The sequence below is a fragment of the Streptomyces sp. CNH189 genome (genome assembly GCF_000527195.1).
In genome coordinates this window covers 594802-615916 of the sequence record NZ_AZUS01000001.1, presented here as the reverse complement: position 1 = coordinate 615916, position 21115 = coordinate 594802, and the positions used below count along the sequence as shown (strand labels likewise).

Annotated in this window: 19 protein-coding genes and 1 pseudogene; 14 read left to right on the top strand and 6 right to left on the bottom strand. The window is 71.4% G+C overall.

All coding sequences use genetic code 11. From position 1 onward, the window contains the following. Together B100_RS0102770 and B100_RS0102765 are read left to right on the top strand one after the other, a co-directional pair. A partial coding sequence (locus B100_RS0102770) for a polymorphic toxin-type HINT domain-containing protein (protein WP_024882949.1) occupies positions 1–1647 on the top strand: 1647 nt, incomplete at its 5' end. Then, positions 1610–2233 (top strand): hypothetical protein, encoded by a 624-nt coding sequence (locus tag B100_RS0102765; RefSeq protein ID WP_024882948.1) that lies wholly within the window; start codon positions 1610–1612, stop codon positions 2231–2233. The genes B100_RS0102770 and B100_RS0102765, both read left to right, overlap by 38 nt. A 175-nt stretch (positions 2234–2408) precedes the next feature. On the opposite strand, the gene B100_RS37440 is transcribed toward B100_RS0102765, so the two are convergent. After that, complete coding sequence (locus B100_RS37440) at positions 2409–2843, bottom strand: hypothetical protein (protein WP_037722372.1); 435 nt, start codon at positions 2841–2843, stop codon at positions 2409–2411. Here B100_RS37440 and B100_RS35190 point away from each other — a divergent pair. After that, positions 2728–3255, top strand: a complete 528-nt coding sequence (locus B100_RS35190) for a polymorphic toxin-type HINT domain-containing protein (RefSeq protein WP_024882946.1) — start codon at positions 2728–2730, stop codon at positions 3253–3255. The genes B100_RS37440 and B100_RS35190 overlap by 116 nt on opposite strands. Before the next feature lie 752 nt (positions 3256–4007). On the opposite strand, the gene B100_RS0102750 is transcribed toward B100_RS35190, so the two are convergent. Then, entirely contained in the window at positions 4008–4274 is a 267-nt protein-coding gene (locus B100_RS0102750) for a protealysin inhibitor emfourin (protein WP_024882945.1), read from the bottom strand. A 20-nt stretch (positions 4275–4294) separates the two neighbouring features. After that, a complete protein-coding gene (locus tag B100_RS0102745) occupies positions 4295–5365 on the bottom strand; it encodes a M4 family metallopeptidase (RefSeq protein ID WP_024882944.1) in 1071 nt (356 codons plus the stop codon). A gap of 329 nt (positions 5366–5694) precedes the next feature. On the opposite strand from B100_RS0102745, the gene leuA reads away from it, so the two are divergent. Both leuA and B100_RS0102730 read left to right on the top strand, forming a co-directional pair. Continuing rightward, positions 5695–7416 carry a 2-isopropylmalate synthase gene (gene leuA, locus B100_RS0102735; RefSeq protein ID WP_024882942.1) on the top strand — a complete coding sequence of 574 codons (1722 nt, stop codon included), beginning with the start codon at positions 5695–5697 and terminating at the stop codon, positions 7414–7416. A gap of 255 nt (positions 7417–7671) precedes the next feature. Then, positions 7672–8367: a TerB family tellurite resistance protein gene (locus B100_RS0102730; protein WP_024882941.1), complete on the top strand. Its 696-nt coding sequence runs from the start codon at positions 7672–7674 to the stop codon at positions 8365–8367. A gap of 21 nt (positions 8368–8388) precedes the next feature. Here the strand turns inward: B100_RS0102730 and B100_RS0102725 are convergent, their stop codons facing one another. Continuing rightward, complete coding sequence (locus tag B100_RS0102725; protein ID WP_024882940.1) at positions 8389–8928, bottom strand: GNAT family N-acetyltransferase; 540 nt, start codon at positions 8926–8928, stop codon at positions 8389–8391. Positions 8929–9262: 334 nt separating this feature from the next. On the opposite strand from B100_RS0102725, the gene B100_RS0102720 reads away from it, so the two are divergent. The 9 genes from B100_RS0102720 to B100_RS0102680 all read left to right on the top strand — a co-directional run bounded on the left by B100_RS0102720 (position 9263) and on the right by B100_RS0102680 (position 20448). Beyond that, positions 9263–10015 carry an SCO2525 family SAM-dependent methyltransferase gene (locus B100_RS0102720; RefSeq protein ID WP_024882939.1) on the top strand — a complete coding sequence of 251 codons (753 nt, stop codon included), beginning with the start codon at positions 9263–9265 and terminating at the stop codon, positions 10013–10015. 54 nt (positions 10016–10069) lie between these two features. Further along, positions 10070–11914, top strand: coding sequence for an SCO2524 family protein (locus B100_RS0102715; protein WP_024882938.1), 1845 nt, complete (start codon positions 10070–10072; stop codon positions 11912–11914). Between the two features lie 3 nt (positions 11915–11917). Continuing rightward, the gene (locus B100_RS0102710; RefSeq protein ID WP_024882937.1) at positions 11918–12835 is read left to right on the top strand and encodes an SCO2523 family variant P-loop protein; all 918 of its coding nucleotides are present in this window, start codon (positions 11918–11920) and stop codon (positions 12833–12835) included. Further along, entirely contained in the window at positions 12832–13797 is a 966-nt protein-coding gene (locus B100_RS0102705; protein ID WP_024882936.1) for an SCO2522 family protein, read from the top strand. Before B100_RS0102710 ends, B100_RS0102705 begins: the two co-directional genes overlap by 4 nt. A 1-nt stretch (position 13798) precedes the next feature. After that, entirely contained in the window at positions 13799–14833 is a 1035-nt protein-coding gene (locus tag B100_RS0102700) for an SCO2521 family protein (protein ID WP_106966921.1), read from the top strand. A gap of 105 nt (positions 14834–14938) precedes the next feature. Continuing rightward, positions 14939–16132, top strand: a complete 1194-nt coding sequence (locus tag B100_RS0102695) for a membrane protein (protein ID WP_024882934.1) — start codon at positions 14939–14941, stop codon at positions 16130–16132. A 163-nt stretch (positions 16133–16295) separates the two neighbouring features. Next, entirely contained in the window at positions 16296–18374 is a 2079-nt protein-coding gene (locus B100_RS0102690) for an MMPL family transporter (RefSeq protein ID WP_024882933.1), read from the top strand. A 71-nt stretch (positions 18375–18445) separates the two neighbouring features. Then, entirely contained in the window at positions 18446–19789 is a 1344-nt protein-coding gene (locus B100_RS0102685) for a sensor histidine kinase (protein WP_486585580.1), read from the top strand. Then, on the top strand, positions 19786–20448 hold the full coding sequence (locus B100_RS0102680) for a response regulator transcription factor (RefSeq protein WP_024882931.1): 663 nt from the start codon (positions 19786–19788) through the stop codon (positions 20446–20448). The genes B100_RS0102685 and B100_RS0102680 overlap by 4 nt, the downstream gene beginning before the upstream one ends. Positions 20449–20461: 13 nt before the next feature. Here the strand turns inward: B100_RS0102680 and B100_RS0102675 are convergent, their stop codons facing one another. Then, positions 20462–20698, bottom strand: coding sequence for a hypothetical protein (locus B100_RS0102675; RefSeq protein ID WP_024882930.1), 237 nt, complete (start codon positions 20696–20698; stop codon positions 20462–20464). A 150-nt stretch (positions 20699–20848) separates the two neighbouring features. After that, positions 20849–21097, bottom strand: a pseudogene (locus B100_RS36260) (alpha/beta hydrolase); the annotation flags it as partial. Positions 21098–21115: the final 18 nt, after the last annotated feature.

Genomic DNA, 21115 nt, shown 5'->3' with positions numbered 1-21115 from the left:
GCCTACGCGCACAACAACCCGGTGACGATGTCCGACCCGACGGGTCTGGCCATCTCCCTGACCGCCTCGGAGCGGGCCGCGGCCCTGGCGGGAGCGGGTCTGTCCGCGGCGCAGGTCGCGCAGGCGCAGTCCACCATGGGCAAGTCGCTGTCCTCGGTGATCCTGGGCGCGGCGTGGTCCACGCTGAAGGACTTCATCGGCATCAACGACGCGATGGCCTGCTTCGGCGGTGACATGTGGTCGTGCGCCGGCATGGTCCTGGGCGCGATCCCGTGGTTCAAGGCGGGCAAGATCCCCGGCGTNCTGAAGGCCATCGACCGCACGATCGACGCGATCCAGGCCTTCCGCAAGGCGAAGAAGGCCGCCGAGGCCGTCCTGAGGGCCGCGAAGGCGGCCGAGGCGGCGGCGCTGAAGGCCAAGAAGGCCGCCATCGAGAAGGCGAAGAAGGAAGCCGCGCAACGCGCCAAGAAGAAGGCGGCGGAGCAGGCGAAACGAACCTCGGACAAGGCGGTCGCGCAGACCAAGAAGACCGGTAACCCCGTCCAGAAACAGGCCCAGGCCAAGGCGGCCCCGAAGGCGTCCTCGGTGAGCAAGGGCTCCGGAGGCGGCAAGAGCGGAGGCTCCAAGCCGGGCGGCGACTCCGGCGGCTCCTCCCGCAGCAAGGGCGGCAGCAGCGGAAGCGGCGACTCCGGCAAGGCCGACGGAGGGGACGGGGAATCCTGCGACGTTGGCAACAGCTTCGTCCCCGGCACCAAGGTCCTGATGGCGGACGGGTCGTCCAAGCCGATCGAGGAGGTCGAAGTCGGCGACAAGGTCGTCGCCACCGACCCCGAAACCGGCGAGACCCGCATCGAGACGGTCACCGCCGAGATCAAGGGCGAAGGCCTCAAGCACCTGGTCAAGGTCGTCATCGACACCGACGGCGACAACGGCGAGGCAACCGCCGAAGTCACCGCGACCGACGGCCACCCCTTCTGGGTCCCCGAACTCGGCCAATGGCTCGACGCCACCGACCTCCAACCCGGCCAATGGCTCCAAACGAGCGCCGGCACGCACGTCCAGATCACCGCGATCGAACGCTGGACGACACCGGGCACGACCGTCCACAACCTCACCGTCGGCAACACCCACACGTACTATGCGCTGGCAGGGGCTACCCCGGTCCTCGTCCACAACTGCGGTACGACAGAGGACGACGCCTGGCTCGCACACGACCGCGCGCAGGAACTGCAGTCGATGCGGAATGACTACTACGGCGCCCAATACAATGGCACGACAGCTGTGATCGGCGTTCTCAACGCCGACACTGGGAAGATCTCGATCCGCATCGGCAGCAACGGCGGCGGGGCTCAGCCCTCATCATGGTCACTGCGGCCAGGGGAAGAGTTCGTGCAGGCAGCCGGCCATGCGGAAGAGGGAATTCTCAAGAGTCTAGCTCCTAACGAACATGCAATCTTCGGTGCCACGACTATCAACTTCTGCAACGCCACCTGTTTCCCGCTGATGAACGTCCGCGGCATGACATTGGCAGGCGGGTTTGGCCACAAGTCGCAGAATTCGCCATACAGGTTGTTTTGGCTCTCCGAAGAGGATTGGAGGAGGCAGCGGAATGCCGACTGCGGAAGAGATCCGGAACCCGTCGGATAACGAGCTGAAACTACTCGGCGCTGCGGCAGCGGAGCGAGGGGCCGGCTTCTGCCGGGTTTTCGGCAGTGACGAGCAACGGGAGTGGCTGCGCAGAGGGCTGCACCTCATGTGGGCCGCCGTAAGTGACGAAGCGACGGCGGACGACTGCCTCGACCATCTCGATGCCTTGGGAACAGCGGACGCAGAGAGCCAGGACGAGGAGCAAGACCCGACCGCGCACCCCGGCTTCTACGCCGAACAGTCCGTTGGTTTGGTCGCAGAAGCGCTCGTCGGTTCGGCTAACCCCTCCGCCGAGCGGGTCGAGCGCGCTCTCCAAACGCTGCGGACACTGTGTTCCATGGTGGACTTCAAGCTGGGAGGAGAAGTCCCTGTCACTGTGAGAAGTGGTGATCCTCGCCCAGCGCCCGGCCCACTCGTCCGCATGGAACTCGAGGCCGAAAGCGAGCTGGTGGCACGTCTGACCAGGGCGCGCGAAACAAACAGCAACACGGCTTCGGTCGACGAAATCAGAGCGACTGCCGAGGACTTTGCACGCGCGGTGACCTCTGCAGTGAAGGCGTTCGCCGCGGCAAGCAACTGGGAGTAACTACTCGGAGTGGCCGTGAGGCACCGCACAGATGCCTCACGGCCACTTCACTGTCGGCCCGCCGTGAGCACCTCCCGCATCGTGCCGTCCGGCCCCGCCACCAACGTCGGTGCTCGGCGCCGCCGTACGGCCGTGCGGACCTCCGCAGAAGCCGACTAAATGAGCACCGATTGCGTCAGTCGAACACGAACGGCCCCGGTGCCTGCGGCCCCGTCGCCGTGCAGGTGATCGTGATGAAGCCGAAGGCCGTCACCTTGAGGGTGCCGCCGTAGGCCTCCAGCGTGTCGCCGGAGGCGACCGTGCCGGGGAGGGGGCCCACCTCGAGGGCGTCGCCCGTGGACATCGCCGGGTTCTTCGTGCCCTTGAAGACGACCGTGCCGCCGTCCGCCTTCATCATCGTCAGCTCCGAGACCGGGGAGTCCTGGCCGAGGGACTTCGGCGAGACCCGCGTCGAGACGGTCACCGCCGAGATCAAGGGCGAAGGCCTCAAGCGCATGGTCAAGGTCGTCATCGACACCGACGGCGACAACGGCGAGGCAACCGCCGAGGTCACCGCGACCGACGGCCACCCCTTCTGGGCACCCGAACTCGGCCAATGGCTCGACGCCACCGACCTCCAGCCCGGCCAATGGCTCCAGACCAGCGCCGGCACGTACGTCCAGATCACCGCGATCGAACGCTGGACCAGCGCAGATGCAACCGTCCACAACCTGACGGTCTCCGAGGTCCACACGTATTATGTGGCCGCCGGCGCTTCCTCGCTGCTGGTACACAACGACAACTGCCCGTCCATATCGTCGTCCGATGTCCAGGGCCTGTACAAAAAAGCGACGTCGCTGTACAGCGCATACGGGCAGGAAAATGCCACTGTGGCGGTTGCACGAGTTTGGAACCGCAGCACAGGTAGGGCCGAAGACTGGGTGGCCACTCATGTGTACAGCAGTCAACAGAAGATTCTGGGACGGCACGTGACGTGTCACGAACTGAGGATTGATGCCGAACCCGAGGAGGACCTGACATGATCTGCGAGGTGTGCGGCCACGATGCTCAACGACTGCCGCCGACAGGTGACCTGAAATCACCTCACGAGTGGGCATGCACATGGTGTTATGCAGTCATCCTGGCGGACGACGAGGGTCGGCCCGTATCGAGTGCTGTCTACTCGTCTGTGGGCCAACGTTGGGAGAAGGCGCGTATGCCCTCCACTGCCGACGACACAGCACACGCGTACGCGTACTTTCAGCGGACTCTGTGTGGCATTCAGGGAGAGGGAGTAACACCCTCGCCCTACCCCTGGATGCCTGAATGGGACAACGCCTGCCGGGCATGCACCCTTGCCGCGCAAGAGATAGACGACCGCTGGCCTGCTGAAAAGCGACATCAACCATTGCGTGTCATCCCGTCATCCACCCCCGACGACCCCCCATTTTGATGATCATCGGCCATGGACAATCCATGCCGGCCCGCATCGCCGATGCCGGTCACGCCCCCTGCGGTGTCACCGCAGGGGGCGTGACCTGACTCCCACCGGATCGAGCCCGCGGCATCGGAACTTCGCGTGGGCGACATGTGCACGGTGTCCATTCCGCCGACGCGTCTTCATGTCGGGCATGACGAGGAGCACGACCCTCCGCGCAATCTCGGATGGTCCCCCGCGCCCACGGCGGGAATCCACGTGCTGCCACCGGAGAAGGCCGACGACGAGGAGGCGGGGCGCATGCTGTGTCTCGGTGGTGCCGAACCCGTTCGCCTGGAGCCTGTCGAGGACTGACCTTCACGCCCCCTCCTTCAGCACCCTCCTGATCAGCGTCCGCTGTTCCTCCGTCAGCCGGGGGTCCGCGCAGTACACCGTTCTGCCGTCCACCGTGATCCGGTAGCTGAAACCGTCCGGGACGCCGGTCGGCGGGGTCGTCCCGCCGGCCGCCACGGCCTGTTCCGCCAGCGCGTGCCACTCCGCCGCGTCGGCCCGTCCCGAGGTGTCCACCTCGGCCTGCCGCTCGATCCCCGCGAAGCCGCCCGTGCGGCGCACCTGAATACGCATGGTCCGTGTCTAGTACGGAACTACAGCGTGCGCACCCCCACCCGCTCCCACGCCTTGGTCACGGCCACGAGCTCCTCGCCCTCCCCGTACCGGGCGCGCGCCGCCTTCACGGTGAGCGTCGCGAAGTCGGTGAACTGTGCGTCCTGGTCCAGCTCCCCGCCGGTCAGCACGTCGTACCAGACCTGCCCGGCGCGCTCCCAGGCGTTGCCGCCCAGGGTGGTGGCCGCCAGGTAGAACGCGTGGTTGGGGATGCCCGAGTTGATGTGAACGCCGCCGTTGTCGCGGCCGGTCTTCACGTAGTCGTCCATCGTCGCCGGCTGCGGGTCCTTGCCGAGCACGTCGTCGTCGTACGCCGTGCCGGGCTCCTTCATCGAGCGCAGGGCCGTGCCGGTGACGCGCGGGGCGAGCAGCCCGGCGCCGATCAGCCAGTCGGCCTCCCCGGCACTCTGGCCCAGCGTGTACTGCTTGATGAGCGCGCCGAAGACGTCCGACACCGACTCGTTGAGCGCGCCCGACTGGCCGAAGTAGTCCAGGTTCGCCGTGTACTGGGTGACGCCGTGGGCGAGTTCGTGGCCGATGACGTCGACGGCGAGGGTGAAGTCGAGGAAGATCTCGCCGTCCCCGTCGCCGAAGACCATCTGCTCGCCGTTCCAGAAGGCGTTGTTGTACTCGCGGTCGTAGTGGACGGTGGCGTCCAGCGGCAGTCCGCTGCCGTCGATGGAGTCCCGGCCGAACTCCTTCAGGAACAGGTCGAAGGTGGCGCCGAGTCCGGCGTAGGCGCGGTTGACGGTGGCGTCCTGGCCGGGCTCCTCGCCCTCGCCGCGCGCCTTCTCGCCGGGCAGTTCGGTGCCGTGGCCGGCGTCGTACACGGTGCGCTGCGGCTTGCCGGGTTCGGCGCCGGCGAGCGTGGCGACGGCCGGTGCGCCGACCACCGTGGTCAGCCGGCGCTGGGTGCGCTCGTAGGCGTCGCGGCGCAGGGTGCGGCGCGCGGGGCCGTGGAGCAGGGGGTCCTCGGCCTGGGAGAGCCGGTCGAGGACGTGTGGCGGGACGATGGTGCAGAAGACGGGCCGGTGGCCCCCGTTCGTCGTCATGTCGGCACCATTGCACTGAGTGACCTGCCTGTCACTACCCGCAACCATGACGGATGAATGCCGTCGCGATAACGGCCCGGCGTCCGCTGTGGAAGTGGTATACGGCACTCTTTGTCCTGTTCGTCCGCCGGATCCCGCATACTGATACGGAACCCCGCACGGTGGGCGACTCGGTTAAGCTGCGGAGCATCATGTACTTCGGGCTGCTTCTCCTTAGCTGCCGCGGTGAGGGTCTGCGTTAGAGGCCGACCCCCTCCCCGCGGAGTCTGGCGCTGCGCCGTCGGCCGTCCCCCAGGACATTCCGCGGACCATCGAGGAGCCCCCGCATCATGGCGAACCGCCAGCAGCCCAGCACCATGCCGATCCACAAGTACGGCCGGTACGAGCAGGTCGAGATCCCCGACCGCACCTGGCCCGACCAGCGGATCACCGCCGCGCCCCGCTGGCTCTCCACCGACCTGCGTGACGGCAACCAGGCTCTGATCGACCCCATGTCGCCCGTGCGCAAGCGCGCGATGTTCGACCTGCTGGTACGCATGGGCTACAAGGAGATCGAGGTCGGCTTCCCCTCCTCGGGCCAGACCGACTACGACTTCGTCCGCTCCATCATCGAGGACCCGGACGCGATCCCGGACGACGTCACCATCTCCGTGCTGACCCAGGCCCGCGAGGACCTGATCGAGCGCACCGTGGAGTCCCTGAAGGGCGCCAGGCGCGCCACCGTCCACCTGTACAACGCCACCGCGCCGGTCTTCCGCCGGGTCGTCTTCCGTGGCTCCAAGGACGACATCAAGCAGATCGCCGTCGACGGCACCCGCCTGGTGGTGGAGTACGCCGAGAAGCTGCTGGGTCCCGAGACCGAGTTCGGCTACCAGTACAGCCCGGAGATCTTCACCGACACCGAGCTGGACTTCGCGCTGGAGGTCTGCGAGGCGGTGATGGACGTCCACCAGCCCGGCCCGGGCCGCGAGATCATCCTCAACCTGCCCGCCACGGTGGAGCGTTCGACGCCGTCCACGCACGCCGACCGCTTCGAGTGGATGCACCGCAACCTCTCCCGGCGCGAGTACGTCTGCCTGTCCGTCCACCCGCACAACGACCGCGGCACCGCCGTCGCCGCCGCCGAACTGGCCGTCATGGCCGGCGCCGACCGCGTCGAGGGCTGCCTGTTCGGCCAGGGCGAGCGCACCGGCAACGTCGACCTGGTCACCCTGGGCATGAACATGTTCTCGCAGGGCGTCGACCCGCAGATCGACTTCTCCGACATCGACGAGATCCGCCGTACGTGGGAGTACTGCAACCAGATGGAGGTCCACCCGCGCCACCCGTACGTGGGCGACCTGGTCTACACGTCCTTCTCCGGCTCCCACCAGGACGCCATCAAGAAGGGCTTCGACGCCATGGAGGCCGACGCGAAGGCCAAGGGCGTCACCGTCGACGACATCGAGTGGGCGGTCCCGTACCTGCCCATCGACCCCAAGGACGTCGGCCGCTCCTACGAGGCGGTCATCCGGGTCAACTCGCAGTCCGGCAAGGGCGGTGTGGCGTACGTCCTGAAGAACGACCACAAGCTGGAACTGCCGCGCCGGATGCAGATCGAGTTCTCGAAGATCATCCAGGCCAAGACGGACGCCGAGGGCGGCGAGATCACCCCGGCCGACATCTGGTCGGTCTTCCAGGACGAGTACCTGCCGAACCCGGACAACCCCTGGGGCCGCATCCAGGTCGCCGCCGGCCAGTCCACCACCGACCGCGACGGCGTGGACACCCTCACCGTGCAGGCCACGGTCGACGGTGAGGAGACCACCCTGGTCGGCACCGGCAACGGCCCGATCTCGGCCTTCTTCCACGCCCTGCAGGGCATCGGCATCGACGTACGCCTGCTGGACTACCAGGAGCACACCATGAGCGAGGGCGCCTCCGCGCAGGCCGCCTCGTACATCGAGTGCGCCATCGGCGACAAGGTGCTGTGGGGCATCGGCATCGACGCCAACACCACCCGCGCCTCGCTGAAGGCGGTCGTCTCCGCCGTCAACCGCGCGGCACGCTGATCAGCCGGTAGAGGTCACCGCCGGGCCCCGTCCGCCGTCACCGCCGGGCCCCGTCCGCCGTCACCGCCGGGCCCCGTCCGCCGTCACCGCCGGGCCCCGTCCGCCGTCACCGGCGGGCGGGGCCCGGCGTCGGTTACCGGCCAATCACTGTGGAGGTCACGGAAAGGTCTCGTCCCGGGTACTGACTCCACTCCCGGATGTGGCTAACATCACGCAGACGCGGCGACGGTGCTGTGGCGTTGATGGAGGTGCGACGTGCTGCCAGAACGGGGACCCGACAGCCGTACCTCCGCACGCGCGCGCCTGTTCGGCACCCGCGCCGCCTGGACCGCCGTCGGCGACGGGGAGTTCTTCTGCCCCGGCTGCGGCGGGGACCGCAACTACCAGCGGCTGACCGGCCGCCGCCGCTTCACCGTGCTGGGCGTGCCCGTGCTGCCGCGCGGGGCCTGCGCGCCGACCGTGGAGTGCGCCGCCTGCCGCCGCCACTTCGGCACCGACGTGCTGGACCACCCCACCACCACCCGCTTCTCCGCGATGCTGCGGGACGCCGTCCACACCGTCGCCCTCGCCGTGCTCGCCGCGGGCGGCGCCTGCTCCCGCGCCGCCCTGGAGACCGCCGCGGCCGGAGTGCGCGCGGCCGGCATCGAGGACTGCACGGAGGAGCAGCTCGCCGCGCTGGTCGAGGCACTGGAGGCGGACACCGGACGCTTCACCGGTGAGCCCTGCGTGGCGGGCCTGTCCATCGAACTGCACGAGGCGCTGGACCCGCTCGCGCCCCACCTGGCCGGCCCGGGCCGCGAGGCGGTCCTGCTCCAGGGCGCCCGGATCGCCCTCGCCGACGGCCCGTACACCCCCGCCGAACGCGACGCCCTCGCCACGGTGGGCGCGGCCCTCACCATCTGCTCGGACGACGTCGGCCGCCTCCTGGCGGCAGCCCGGACGCCGTCCTGAACCCTGTGGTGACGGGCGCCCTCAGCGCAGCTCCAGGCGCATGATCCTGCGGTGCTCGCCCGGACCGAAGTAGTCGCGGCGCAGGCCGCCGTCCGGTTCCTCGGGGTGGAAGCCCAGGGAGCGGTAGAGGAGGATCGCGGCACGGTTGGCGGGCTCGACCGTCAGGCGCACCTGTTCGATGCCGTCCTCGCGCAGCCGGTCCAGGATCTCCGTCATCAGTTCCCGGCCCAGCCCGTGCCGGCGGTGCCCCTCGGTCACGCACAGGCCGAGGATCCAGCTGTCCCGGCTGAAGGCCGTCGTCGCGGCCAGGACGTAGCCGCGCAGTACGCCCGCGCCGCCGTCCAGGACCAGGAAGTGCTCGGCGTACACGTCGAACAACTGGCGCAGCAGGAAGGCCGGATACGCGACCTCCTGGAACACCTCCTCGTCGAGCCGGCGCAGCTCGGGCAGATCGGACTCCCGGGCGACCCGCAGGACCAGGGCACCCGGTTCGGGGAACCCGTCGGGGTCCTCGAGGTGCCCGTGCCGGTCCAGCGTGCGCTCCAGCGGTTCGGCGGTCATGCCACCCCCAGTCGGGACGTGCGGACGTCAACGCGAACGCACCGGCGCGTTCACCCGGGAGGATTGCGGCTTCCGGTGGCGGCCGGTGGCGTCTTCTGGCTAGAGTGAGCCGTCAACTCACCGCGTGCAAGGGCGAGTTCAGGTGTGCACGGAGATGCTGACGTGCGCCTGCCGTGCGCCCGTCATAGAGGACTGGCGTGTTCCTGGCTGTCTCCGCGTGCCACTTCGGCCTACCGTGCGAGAACCGGAGATGCTGCTTCACCTGCCGACGTTCGCCGGAACGCGCAGTCAGGCACACGGTCTCGTCCGACACTGAATGGAACGCGGCAGGGTGATGATGGACCGAAACGCCGACGCCCCGTGGTCGAAGTTCGATCCTGAGGCCTATGTCGACGCCAATTACCGCACTCCGCTCGAGGTCGATCTGCTGATCGTGCGGCTGATGCGCGACTACTTCGGGAAGTGCTTCGCGGACGGCGTCCCGGACTCGGTGCGCGGCGTCGACGTGGGGGCCGGCGCGAACCTCTACCCGGCGCTGTCCATGCTGCCGTGGTGCGAGAAGGTCCTGCTGCTGGAGTACGCCCGGCCCAACGTGGAGTACCTGGAGAAGCAGGCGTCCCCCGCGGGGTACGACGTGGTCTGGGACCCCTTCTGGGACCAGCTGGGCAAGCACCCCGCCTACGCGGACGTCGAGCCGAGGGGACGCTTCGGCGAGATCGTACGCGTGGAGCGGGCCAACCTCCTGGACCTCGACGGGCAGCGCCGCTGGGACATCGGGACCATGTTCTTCGTCGCCGACTCCATGTCGGAGTGCCCCGACGAGTTCCGCCGCGGCGTGACCTGCTTCATGGGCGCGCTGAACGAGGGCGCCCCGTTCGCCACCGCGTTCATGAAGGAATCGGTCGGCTACCAGGTCGGCGACCATCGGTATCCGGCCTACCGGGTGAACGAGCGGGGGGTGCGCGACTCCCTGCGGGACTGGGCCGACGACCTGGAGATCCACGATCTGCACCACATGGTGCGGACGGGGCACGAGGGCATCATCCTCGCCCTGGGACGGCGGAATTCGGCGATTGCCGACACGTAGGAACGGGGACCATGTCTGCACACGGGCAACCGGATCTGTACGAGGGGTAGGGGGATGCAGATCAAGCCGCGCCAGCATCTGCTGGACATCTGGCGGGCCGCGGCCCGCCACTCGTTCGACGACGGCAAGCTCGTCTGGGGGGACACCGACGGGCTGAGCAGTGTCGCGGACGCCGAACGGCTGCTCTGCCTGCTGTACCCCGCCACCGAGATCCCCGCCTTCCGCCTGGACCAGCCGGACACCACCGAGCGGGACGTGCTCCAGGCGTTGGAGCGCGTCGGCAGCCGGCTGGAGATCCCGCCGAACCTGATCACCGCGCTGACCCAGTTCATGCGCACCCACACCGGACCCGACGACAGCCCCACCTTCGCCGGCGGGCCGTACTTCAAACCGGTCGACCCGGGGGACGAACTCACCTACGAACAGGGCAAGTTAGGCGTCGTCGACTCCTACTCCATGTCGGTCACGCTGTGCCTGGCCACCCTCGGCTTCCTCAAGGTCTACGAGAGCAGCACCACCCGCCCCGAAGTGCGCCGGGCGCTCGGCGAACTCCGGGACGCCACCAACACGCGGCTGACCGCCGCCATGATCAGCCTGCTGCGCTCCTTCACGGTGAACGTCTTCGACGCCGAGTCCGAACAGGGCCGGCGACTGATCCAGGTCATCGGCCAGAACCGGCACTCCGACCGGGCGGTGCTCCAGCAGTTCTCCCGCCGCTTCCGCCCGCTGCGCGCCACCATCATCGAGAGCCTCAGCCGCGGCATCCAGGTCGACGAGTCCATCCGCGATGAGAGCCAGCTCTTCGAGTGCGGCTGGGCCTGGGGCGTGGTCAAGGACGCCCCCCGGATCACCGACCTGGACGTCCAGGTGCCCGGCCAGCCCGACGGCATCGCCGACCGGCTGCCGTACGTGTACTTCACCGTCGTCGCCCTCGACGGCATCCAGGACCTGTTCTCCGAGCGCACCCTCACCCTCGGACTGCTCGACGCCGACCAGCAGAAACTGGCCGAGGCGCTGCGGCTGCGCTGGGAGTTGAGCCAGCAGTACTGGTCGGCCGTCGCCCGTTTCGGCTCCGAGCGCTGGCCCCTGGAGGACCTGCCCTGGCAGACCACCGGACTGCGCCTGGAGTCGGAGTACTTCTCCCTCACCGTCGCGGCCATCCTGGTCCACGACCTGGTGCGCCGGAAGGCCACCGACGACGACCTCACCCGCACCGTCTCCATCATGGAGCGCCTCGCCGACCGCGGCCGCGTCACCAGCCGCATGACCAGGAACGACACCGTCGTCCGGCTGCACGACCCGGGTGTGCTGATGCCGCTCGCCGGGTCCGAGCGGTCCGGGTCGCTGCTGCAGTGGCGGATGACCGACTTCTCCGCCCAGCTGCTGAAGCGGACCGTCCAGCTCGCCGAGCTGTCACGAAACATCGACGCCCAGGACCGGCTGCTGCGCCTGGCCGAGCAGACCTTCGAGCACCTGTGGAACCGCAGGATCGGGGACGGCCACGGCGCCGGCCTCTGGGACGACGTCCGGGCCGTCTTCCCGGACGCCCGCGACGTCAACCGCCGCCTGTCCTGGAGCGTCACCGAGCGCGTCACCGAGTGCCTGGTGGCCGCCCGCAACATGTACGAGCAGCAGCCCATCCGCAGCCCGGAACTCGCCGAGCTGGCCCGAGACCTGCTCAGCGAGGCGACCCACCTGTTCGGCAAGGAACAGCTGGAGGCGTCCACCACCGCCGAGGGCAGCCGCGGCCGGGCCATGCGGAGCATAGAGAGCCGGCTCGACCACGCCCGCGGCCTGGTCGACGACCGGCCCGCCACCGCCTTCGCGCTCGCCCTGCCCGTGCTCCAGGAACTCGACACCCTGGCCCAGGCCCGGGACGCCGCGGCACAGGAGGGCTGAGCCGTGCTCGTCTTCGCGGCCTCCGACAAGGGAGGCACGGGCCGCTCGGTCACCAGCGCCAACCTGGCCTACCAGCGCGCCCTCATCGGCGACCACGTCGCCTACGTGGACTTCGACTTCGGCTCGCCCACCGCCGCAGCCGTCTTCGACGTGCCCAGCGCGCTGCGCGGCACCGAGGAACGGGGCCTGCACTCCTACCTGGAGGGCGAGGTCACCGAACCGGCCAGCATCGACATCTGGCGGCATACCGAGCACACCGTGCTGCGCGCCCGGCAGAACCAGGCCGGCCGGCTGGTGCTCTACCCCGGCGACGCGGGCGGCGGCGAGTTCGCCACCGGCGAGGACGCGCTGGAGCGCTGCATCGACCTGCTGCTCCGGCTCAACAGCGAGTTCGACCTGGTCCTGGTCGACCTCAGCGCCGGCCGCAGCTACGCCGTCGACCTGGTCCTGGCGGCCACGGCCCACCCCCGGATGCGCCATGTCGCCTACCGCTGGCTGGTCTTCCACCGCTGGACCCGGCAGCACGTCATCGCCGCCGCCGGGCTGGTCCACAAGGAGAACGGCATCCTGCGCGGCGGTGTCGACCGCGGGCACGACGAGGCGGCGCTGCAGGGCAACATCCGCTTCGTCCGGGCCGCCGTGCCCGACCCCGAGTCGGCCATGTGGGCGCAGGGTTCGCCCGCCCAGGCGGCGTGGATGCAGTCCTGCAACAAGGCGCTGCGCCGGCTCGCCTCCGACCAGCACATCGGCGACAGCGTGGTGCTCGGCACCGTACCGCTGGAACCGATCCTGCAGTGGCGCGAGCAGCTGATCACCGAGGACGACGTGCTCGCCACCCAGATCGCCAACAAGGAGACGCTGGAGGCGCTCGAGGAGATCGCCCGGCGGCTCACCGACGACGCGCACTGGGGGCTGCCATGACCGAAGCGGTGTTCCGTGAGACCACCGCCGAACCGCGCACCCAGGCGGTGCCGCTGTCCCACCTCTCCCTGGAGCTGGGCCACCTGTACATGGAGGACTTCGAGGCCGGGGCGGACCACCTGCGCCGGCACTTCGCCCGGGTGCGGCCCTGGGTGGAGGCCGCCCGCGCCGACGCGCGCGACCGGGCCGGCGGGAAACGCCCCCGCCTCAGCACCTGCTTCCTCGTCGACGACTACTTCGCCCGCTTCTCCAGCCCCGCCGACGTCGTCCCCCTGCTGCTGGCGGAGGCCGAGCGCGCCGGTCTGAGCATCGACTACCTGGCCCGCGAGTCCGGCTGCGCCGTCACCGGGAAGGTACCGGTCGCCGAGGCGGTGGCCGCCCGCATCGTCGAGGAACCGCCGCCCGGCAGCTACGGCCACCGGCCGCCGACCGCCCGGACCGGCTGGCTGGCCAACGGGGTGCGCAGCCCCGCCGCCCGCGCCCCCCAGGCGATGCGCAAGGCCACCGACTGGCAGCCGCCCACCGAGACCGCGGCCCGCCGCCACTCCGTGTTCCTGGACGTCGAGCTGTGGAACGACGGTGCCGGCGGGGAGCGCCTGTGGTCCTGCCCCTTCCTGGCCGCCGTGTGGCAGCTCGCCCGCCTCGGGCTGCTCCGCCACCAGGGCGATGCCGTCTTCACGGCGGAGCCGCACACCGGTGCCGCGTTCCCCGACGACTGGGACGAACTGCCCCCGCTGGTGCGGCTCAACCCCCGGGCGGACCCCTTCGCCGCCTACCGGACCTGCTCCGTGCTCCCCAACCGCTTCCTGCCCGTCGAGCACGCCGTGCGGGTGATCCTCGACCGGACCGACGTGGACCGGGAGGCGCTGTCCCAGGTCGCGTCGCGCTCCGGGCGCGAGGGCGTGCCCGTCCCCGGTCCGGTGACCGACCGCGTCTCCTACGTCTATTACGAGGCGACCTGAGATGCGGGAGTCGGCGGGGGGACCCGACGTGCGGCCGGCGGGGACCGCACCGCGCGCCGTGCTCGCCTGCGGCGAGGTCCGCACCTGTCTGCTGCCCGCGGCGCAGGCCCTCGACAGCCGTGCCGCCGCCCAACTGCTGCGGCTGCGCGCCGACGAACGGGTCCTGGTCTCCGAGCGCCCCAACCTCTACGGGCGCTCCCCGGACACCCTCACCGGCGTCGACTGCCCGCTGCCCAGCGCCAACGGCGCCCGGGTCCGCGCCGTCGGCACGGTCGCCGCGCGGGCCGCGCTCACCGAGGGCCGGGTGCTGCAGGCCTCCGCCCATTTCCGCCTCCCCGCCTCCGGGCCCGACCACCGCCGTCCCTGGGGCGACTACCTGGTGCGGCCCGGACTGGTCGAGCCGCTGGGGAAGCTGCCCCGCGACGCGGTCGCCGACGGCCTCCTCGACGGCGGACGCCACGGTGACCTCGACGTCGGACTGATCGCCGGCGGGCTGCTCACCCGGCTGCTGCGGCACCCGCTGCTCGACCAGCGGCCGCCCCTGAGGTCCCGGCCCACCCGGCTGCGCTGGGTGGCGCTGACCGCGCCGCCGGGCGAGCCGCCGGCCCTGGAGCGGTTCACCCTCGCCGAGGACGAGCTGCGCACCGTACGGCTGCGGGTCCCCGAGGGCACCCCGGCCGCGGACCTGGCCGGGCTCTGCGACGACCTCGCCCTGCACGACTGGCTGCTGACCACCCTGGTCCGCGTCCTCGACGGCATCCGTCTGGGCCCCGCCGGACCCCGGTCCTGGCCCCGCACCGGCCCGGACGGCGATCTGCCGCCGGCGGTACGGGCGTTGCGCCCCGCCGTCGACCATCTGCTGCACCTGTGGATGCCGCGGGCCCGGGTGTCCGGGGAGCTGGCCCCGCTGTGGGAGGCGCTCGAGGAGCGGCCCGGGTTCACCCGGCAGTGGCTCGCGCTGGTGCAGCGCGTCCGCGACCAGCTCACCCTGCACGCGATCCCTCCGGCGCACCGGGAGGTGGAGCCCGCTCCCTGATCCCCGCCCACGAGACGCCCACCAGCCGTGAGCGGACTCGACCGGACCCCCACGCACCCGTACGCATCCCGAACCGACGTGTTTCCCAACGGGGGGAGAAGCGAGATGAGCACGGCACAGTCACCCCAGCCCGACAACGCGACCGGCCCGCCGGGCACGGTGGGCACACCGGAACACCCCGCCGGCCGCGCACCGGCACCGCCCGGCCGCGACACACCGCCCCGCACCCCGGACGGCACCGGGGCCGACACACCGGACCAGCACTCCGAGCCCACCCCGTGGTCGCGCCGGCTGCTGGTCGGCCTGGTGGCCGGACTGCTCGCCTGGGGCGTCGCCGCGCTGCTCAGCCCGGAGGACGGTGCCGCGCGGCAGCTCGGCGCCGCCGCGCTGTGCGCCGTGGCCGCCGTCGCCGTCCAGCACCTCGTCCTGGTCCCGGACCGGGCGGCCGAGGAGCGGGCCCGGCGGGCGGAGAGTCTGCTGGCCGAGACCGCCGACTCCGTTCGTGGCGGCTTACGGCGCTACGACGAACTGCGGCACGGCCTGAACCGGCACACCGAGGACATGAAACAGCTCGTCGAGACACGCCTGGTGCCGCCGGCCCGCACGGCGGAGCCCGAGCCGCCGTCGCCGGCCGTGGTGCGCATCGACTCCGTGTCCGACCTCGCCACCAACTTCGCGGAGGTCCTCGCCCTGGGCCTGCCGATCCTCTCCACGTTCGTCCGGCTGGAGATGCAGCGGGTGATCGGGCACATGACCGACCTCACGACCCTCACCGCGGAGTGTCCGGGCGAGAACCACGACTGGATGCTCACCCTCACCCGGGCCGCAGAGAAGTCGATCAGCGCCACCAGCACCTCCGTCGACCGGCAGTTCTGGAACAGCGAGCCCGCCAGCCGCTATCTGCACGCCCAGAAGGAGGCCATCGAGCACGGCGTGCCGGTGCGGCGGCTGTTCCTGCTGGAGAGCGCGCGGGAGCTGGACGACCGGCTGCTGCGGCTGTGCGAGGAGCAGGAGGTGCTGCACATCGAGGTGCGCGTCGCCGTCCTGCCGGAGCTGCCGCCGCATCTGCTGCGCGGCACCACCAACGACTTCATCGTCTACGACGAGGCGGTGTCCTTCGAGATCGACCAGGACCTGCGCGACGTCAACATCCGCACCCGGCTGATCGCCCGCCAGGACCACGTGCACGACCGGATGAAGCGCTTCCGGGAGCTCTGGGAGGCCGGCATGAGCCTGCGCGAGCTGGAGGTGCGGGTCGACGACGAGGAGGACGGCACCTGGATGGTCGACCGGGGCTGACCTCCCGCACGACCCCGCCGGTACTCCCGGGGGAGTAACGGCCGCGCTCCGGCCGCCCGCCGCAGTACCCGCCGTTTCGGTCTCACGCCGGACGTCCCGGCTCCCCGCCGCCGGAAGGCTGGACAGCGTATCCAGACGACCGGACCGGAGGGGAGCCGAGGCCATGGGGCCAGTCAAGACGGGCACACGAGGGCGGCGGGCCGTGCCCTGGGCGGTGGCGGGGCTGTGGGTGGCGGCGCTGATGCTGCTCCTGCCGCTCGCCGGCAAGTTCGCCGACGTGCAGCAGAACCGGGCGGTGGACTACCTGCCCGACGGCGCCGACTCGACGCAGGTGGCGCGCGTCCAGGACGAGCTGCCCGGCGGCGAGTCCACCGACCTGGTGGTGGTCTACCACCGCGACGGCGGGCTGACCGCCGCCGACCGCAAGACGTCCGCCGCGCAGATCGCCGAGGTGGAGCGGGCGTACGAGCTGTCGGACGTGCCGCGGGGCGTTCCCTCCGAGGACGGCAGCACGCTGATGTACCCGGTCTCCAGCACAGGGCCCGGGCAGGACGAGGAGGCGCAGCTCGCCTTCGTCGACGGGGTGCGGGAGAGGGTCGGGGGGACGGACGGACTGAGCGCCGAGGTCGGCGGGCCCGGGGCGGTCGGCTCCGACATGGACGAGGTGTTCGACACCATCGACGGCACGCTGCTGACGGCCACGCTCGGCGTGGTCACCGTGCTGCTGGTGCTGATCTACCGCAGCCCGTTCCTGTGGCTGGTGCCGCTCGCCGTGGCGGGCGCCGCGACCCTCCTGGCGATGGCCGCCGCGTACGGCACGCACGAGCTGTTCGGCATCACGATCACCGGACAGAGCGGCGGCATCATGACCGTCCTCGTGCTCGGCGCCGGGACCGACTACGCACTGCTGCTGGTCTCCCGCTACCGCGAGGAACTCCGCCGCCACGAGCGGCCGTACGACGCCATGCGGGCCGCCCTGCGCGGCTGCGGCCCCGCCGTGCTCGCCTCCTCGGGCACGGTCGCCGCCGGACTGCTGTGCCTGCTCGCCGCCGACCTCAACAGCAGCAGCGGCATGGGTCCCGTCGGCACGGTCGGGGTGCTCGCGGCACTGGTCGCGATGACGACGCTGCTGCCCGCCGTCCTTGTGCTGGTCGGGCGGCGCGTGTTCTGGCCGCTGATCCCGGCCTACGGCAGCGCGCCGAAGGCACGGCGGTCACTGTTCGCCGCCATGGGCACGTCCGCCACCCGCCGGCCCGCGGCCGTGCTGACCGGCGGCGCGGTGCTCCTCGGCGCGCTCGCCCTGGGCACGCTCAACCTGGGCGGCGACCTCCGTCAGGAGGACGCCTTCACCGACCGGCCCGAGTCCGTCGCCGCGATGCGCACGCTGGCGGAGGAGTACCCGGAGCGCAGCGCCCAGCCGATCACCGTCATCGCGCCCGCCGGCGAGGCCGGCGAGGTCGTCGAGCGGGTCCGGGGGACGGAGGGCGTGGCCGAGGCCGCCGCGGGACGGGCCGACGGCACCTGGGCCGAGATCACCGTGTTCGCCACCGCGCCGCCGGAGTCGGCGGGGGAGACCCGCACCATCGAGGCCCTGCGCGACACACTCGACGGCACGGGCGCCCATGTCGGCGGGCCCAGCGCGGAGCACCTCGACCTCGCCCGCAGCGAGGCGCGGGACCGCGCGGTCATCGTGCCGCTGGTGCTCGGCGCCGTGTTCCTGATTCTCGTCCTGCTGCTGCGCAGCCTCGTCGCCCCGCTGCTGCTGCTCGGCGCGGTGGTCGCCGTCTGGGGCGCGGCGCTCGGCATCGGCGGGCTGGTCTTCGGGCCGCTGCTCGGCTTCGCCGGCACCGACCCCGGGATCGGGCTGCTGTCCTTCGTGTTCCTGGTGGCCCTCGGCGTCGACTACGGCATCTTCCTCATGCACCGCATGCGGGAGGAGTCCCTGAACGGCGCCGAACCCGAGGCGGCCGCCCTCACCGCGCTGCGCACCACGGGCGGGGTCATCGCCTCCGCGGGCGTCGTGCTCGCCGCGACGTTCGCGGTGCTCACCACCCTCCCCCTGGTCGCCATGGTCGAACTCGGCCTCGTCATCGCCGTCGGCGTCCTCCTCGACACCTTCCTGGTCCGCACCTACCTGGTCACCACGGCGAGTGTGCTGCTGGGGCGCCGGATGTGGTGGCCGGGCGCGCTGTCCCGCACGCCCGAGCCGGAACGCGGTGAGCGGCAGCCGGAGCCGGTGTGATCCGCCCGTACGACCGTGACAGGGCGCCCCTCCCTCCCTGAGGGGCGCCCTCCTCCCCGAGGATGGACCCCGTGCACCCGACGACAGCACAGGCAGCCGAGCCCGCCCGGACCGGGAACTCCCGTGACCGGGGCTCCGTGACCCCGGACTCCGGGCGTACGGACCCGAGGTCCACGCACCCCCGGACGTCACGCACGGCGGACTCCCGTACCAGGGACGGCATCATCACCGCGCTCAGCCGCGACCCCCTGACCCGCCCGCACGCCGTCCGCAACGACGCGGTGCTCGCCGCGTGCGCCGCCGTCCTGGGCGTCGCGCTGGTGCTGCTGACCGACGACGGCCGCCGGCCCGACGTGCTCGGCTGGGTCCTGCTGTTCGCCGCCCATGTGCCGCTGGCCTGGCGGCGGAAGCGGCCGCTGCCGGTGCTGCTGGCGGTGGTGGCCCCGGTCGTGCCGTACCACGCCCTGGACAACCACCACGGGGCGCCCGTGGCCGCGACCCTGGTGGCCCTCTACACGGTCGCCGCGACGGGCACCCCGCGCCGGACGCTGCTGATCGGCACCGTCGTCATCGGCACCACCCTCACCGTGAACGCCCTCACCAACCCCGACGGCCTCGTCGAACTGCTCCGCATCATCGGCTGGGTCGTCGCGGTGCTCCTCCTCGGCCTGGACGTCCGCGTCTACCGGCAGTACGTCGCCGCGATCGTCGAACGCGCGGAGCGGGCGGAACGCACCCGCGAGGAGGAGGCGCGCCGCCGGGTCGCCGAGGAACGCCTGCGCATGGCGCGGGACCTGCACGACCTGCTCGCGCACAGCATCACCCTCATCGGGGTGCAGACGTCGGTCGCCGCGCACGTCCTGACCGCCGACCCCGGGCGTCTCGACCGGGCGGCCGTGGCGAAGGCCCTCGACGACATCGCCGGCACCTGCCGCACCGCGCGCGGAGAACTGCGCGCCACCCTGGAGGTGTTGCGCGACAACACCGGCCCCGAGGACGCCCGGGGCCCGCTCGCGGGGCTCGACGGGCTGCCCGACCTGGTGGAGGGCGCGCGGCTGGCCGGCGCCCGGGTGGAGCACGACGTGCGGGTCACGGAGCCGGTGCCGCCCGCGGTCGGCGCCGCCGCCTACCGGGTGGTGCAGGAGGCGCTGACCAACGTGGTGCGCCACGCCGGACCGGAGCCCGCCGTGCGCGTCGACCTGAGCGGCGGGGACGGGGTGCTGCGGCTGACCGTCACCGACGACGGCACGGGCCCCGTCCCGGGCGGCACCCCCGGCTTCGGGCTTCTCGGCATGCGGGAGCGGGTCCGCAGCGTGGGCGGCACGCTGGAGGCCGGGCCACGGGCCGGCGGGGGCTTCCAGGTGACCGCGACCCTGCCGCTGACCACCACGACCCGGGAAGGGGCCACCGGATGACCGTCCGCGTCCTGCTCGCCGACGACCAGACCCTCGTGCGTGAGGCGTTCGCGATGCTCGTCGAGTCGGCACCCGACATGGAGGTCGTCGGCCAGGCCGCCACCGGACGGCAGGCGGTGGAACTCGCCCGCCGCGAACGGGCCGACCTCGTCGTCATGGACATCCGGATGCCGGAGCTCGACGGCATCGAGGCGACCCGCCTGATCGCCGCGGACGACGACCTGGCCGGGGTCAAGGTGCTCGTCCTCACCACCTACGACTCGGACGAGAACATCGTGGACGCGCTGCGGGCCGGGGCCTCCGGCTTCCTGGTGAAGGACACCCGGCCCGCCGAACTCCTCGACGCCATCCGCACGGTGGCGGCCGGCGACGCGCTCCTGTCGCCCGGGCCCACGGCCCGCCTGATCGCACGGTTCCTGGGCAGCCCCGCGCTGCCCGTCACCGCGGGGCCCGACTGCCTGTCCGAGCGTGAGCGGGAGGTCCTGGCGCTGGTCGCGCGCGGCCTCAACAACACGGAGATCGCCGAGGCGCTGGGCCTCAGCCCGCTCACCGCCAAGACCCACGTGAGCCGGACGATGGGCAAGCTGGGCGCCCGCGACCGGGCCCAACTCGTCATCGTGGCCTACGAGTCGGGCCTGGTCGCACCGGGCAGGGCGTGACCGGCCCGCCAGGTCACAGGGTGTGGTGCAGCCAGCGCTGGATGGTGCTGTTGATGCCGGCCGACAGGGCGCTCAGGTGCTCGATGGCCTCGCGGTCCTCGGGACGCGGCGGGATGCCGGCCGCCGTCAGGGCGGCGTGCAGGTCGAGACGGCGGCGGTCGCGGGGGTCGATGCCGGCGCCGAGGCGGTCGGCCGGTCGCGGGGGAGGGAGCAGGTAGTCGCCTTCGCGCGTGAACGCGGTCGCGGTCATGTCGGTCTCCTCACCAGAGGGGTCACTACTGCAGGACAGGAGGCCGGCCGCGGGCGCCCCGGTTGCGCACGCGGCGAAACGTCACGCCGACGGCGTCATCGGCAGCTCATCGCCTTATGGACCTTTCGTATGGATCAGGCCGAACTCCCCTCAGCGGCAGTACACGTCCCGGGCGGGGCGTACGCCGGTGGCGAGGAAGCGGGAGACCGTGCGGTCGCCGCACGCGGTGCCGTTGGCGAGGTAGGAGTCGTGGCCGGTGGAGTTCACGGTGACCATGACCGCCCGCCCGCCGAACGCCTTCCGCAGTTTCAGCGCGCCGCTCGGCGGGGTCGCGACATCCCGTTCGTTCTGCACGAGGAGGACGTTGGACGGCCCCCGCCCGGTGATCCGCACCGGTGCGACCTCGGCCCACCGCAG

What these genes read in the sequence shown, in the direction of transcription:
- B100_RS0102720 (WP_024882939.1), top strand. Translation starts at nt 9,263, where the DNA reads ATGATGGACCGAAACGCCGACGCCCCGTGGTCGAAGTTCGATCCTGAG.
- B100_RS0102675 (WP_024882930.1), bottom strand. Translation starts at nt 20,698, where the DNA reads ATGACCGCGACCGCGTTCACGCGCGAAGGCGACTACCTGCTCCCTCCC.
- B100_RS0102700 (WP_106966921.1), top strand. Translation starts at nt 13,799, where the DNA reads ATGCGGGAGTCGGCGGGGGGACCCGACGTGCGGCCGGCGGGGACCGCA.
- B100_RS0102745 (WP_024882944.1), bottom strand. Translation starts at nt 5,365, where the DNA reads ATGACGACGAACGGGGGCCACCGGCCCGTCTTCTGCACCATCGTCCCG.
- B100_RS0102695 (WP_024882934.1), top strand. Translation starts at nt 14,939, where the DNA reads ATGAGCACGGCACAGTCACCCCAGCCCGACAACGCGACCGGCCCGCCG.
- B100_RS0102725 (WP_024882940.1), bottom strand. Translation starts at nt 8,928, where the DNA reads ATGACCGCCGAACCGCTGGAGCGCACGCTGGACCGGCACGGGCACCTC.
- B100_RS35190 (WP_024882946.1), top strand. Translation starts at nt 2,728, where the DNA reads ATGGTCAAGGTCGTCATCGACACCGACGGCGACAACGGCGAGGCAACC.
- B100_RS0102765 (WP_024882948.1), top strand. Translation starts at nt 1,610, where the DNA reads ATGCCGACTGCGGAAGAGATCCGGAACCCGTCGGATAACGAGCTGAAA.
- B100_RS0102715 (WP_024882938.1), top strand. Translation starts at nt 10,070, where the DNA reads ATGCAGATCAAGCCGCGCCAGCATCTGCTGGACATCTGGCGGGCCGCG.
- B100_RS0102750 (WP_024882945.1), bottom strand. Translation starts at nt 4,274, where the DNA reads ATGCGTATTCAGGTGCGCCGCACGGGCGGCTTCGCGGGGATCGAGCGG.
- leuA (WP_024882942.1), top strand. Translation starts at nt 5,695, where the DNA reads ATGGCGAACCGCCAGCAGCCCAGCACCATGCCGATCCACAAGTACGGC.
- B100_RS0102705 (WP_024882936.1), top strand. Translation starts at nt 12,832, where the DNA reads ATGACCGAAGCGGTGTTCCGTGAGACCACCGCCGAACCGCGCACCCAG.
- B100_RS0102690 (WP_024882933.1), top strand. Translation starts at nt 16,296, where the DNA reads ATGGGGCCAGTCAAGACGGGCACACGAGGGCGGCGGGCCGTGCCCTGG.
- B100_RS0102680 (WP_024882931.1), top strand. Translation starts at nt 19,786, where the DNA reads ATGACCGTCCGCGTCCTGCTCGCCGACGACCAGACCCTCGTGCGTGAG.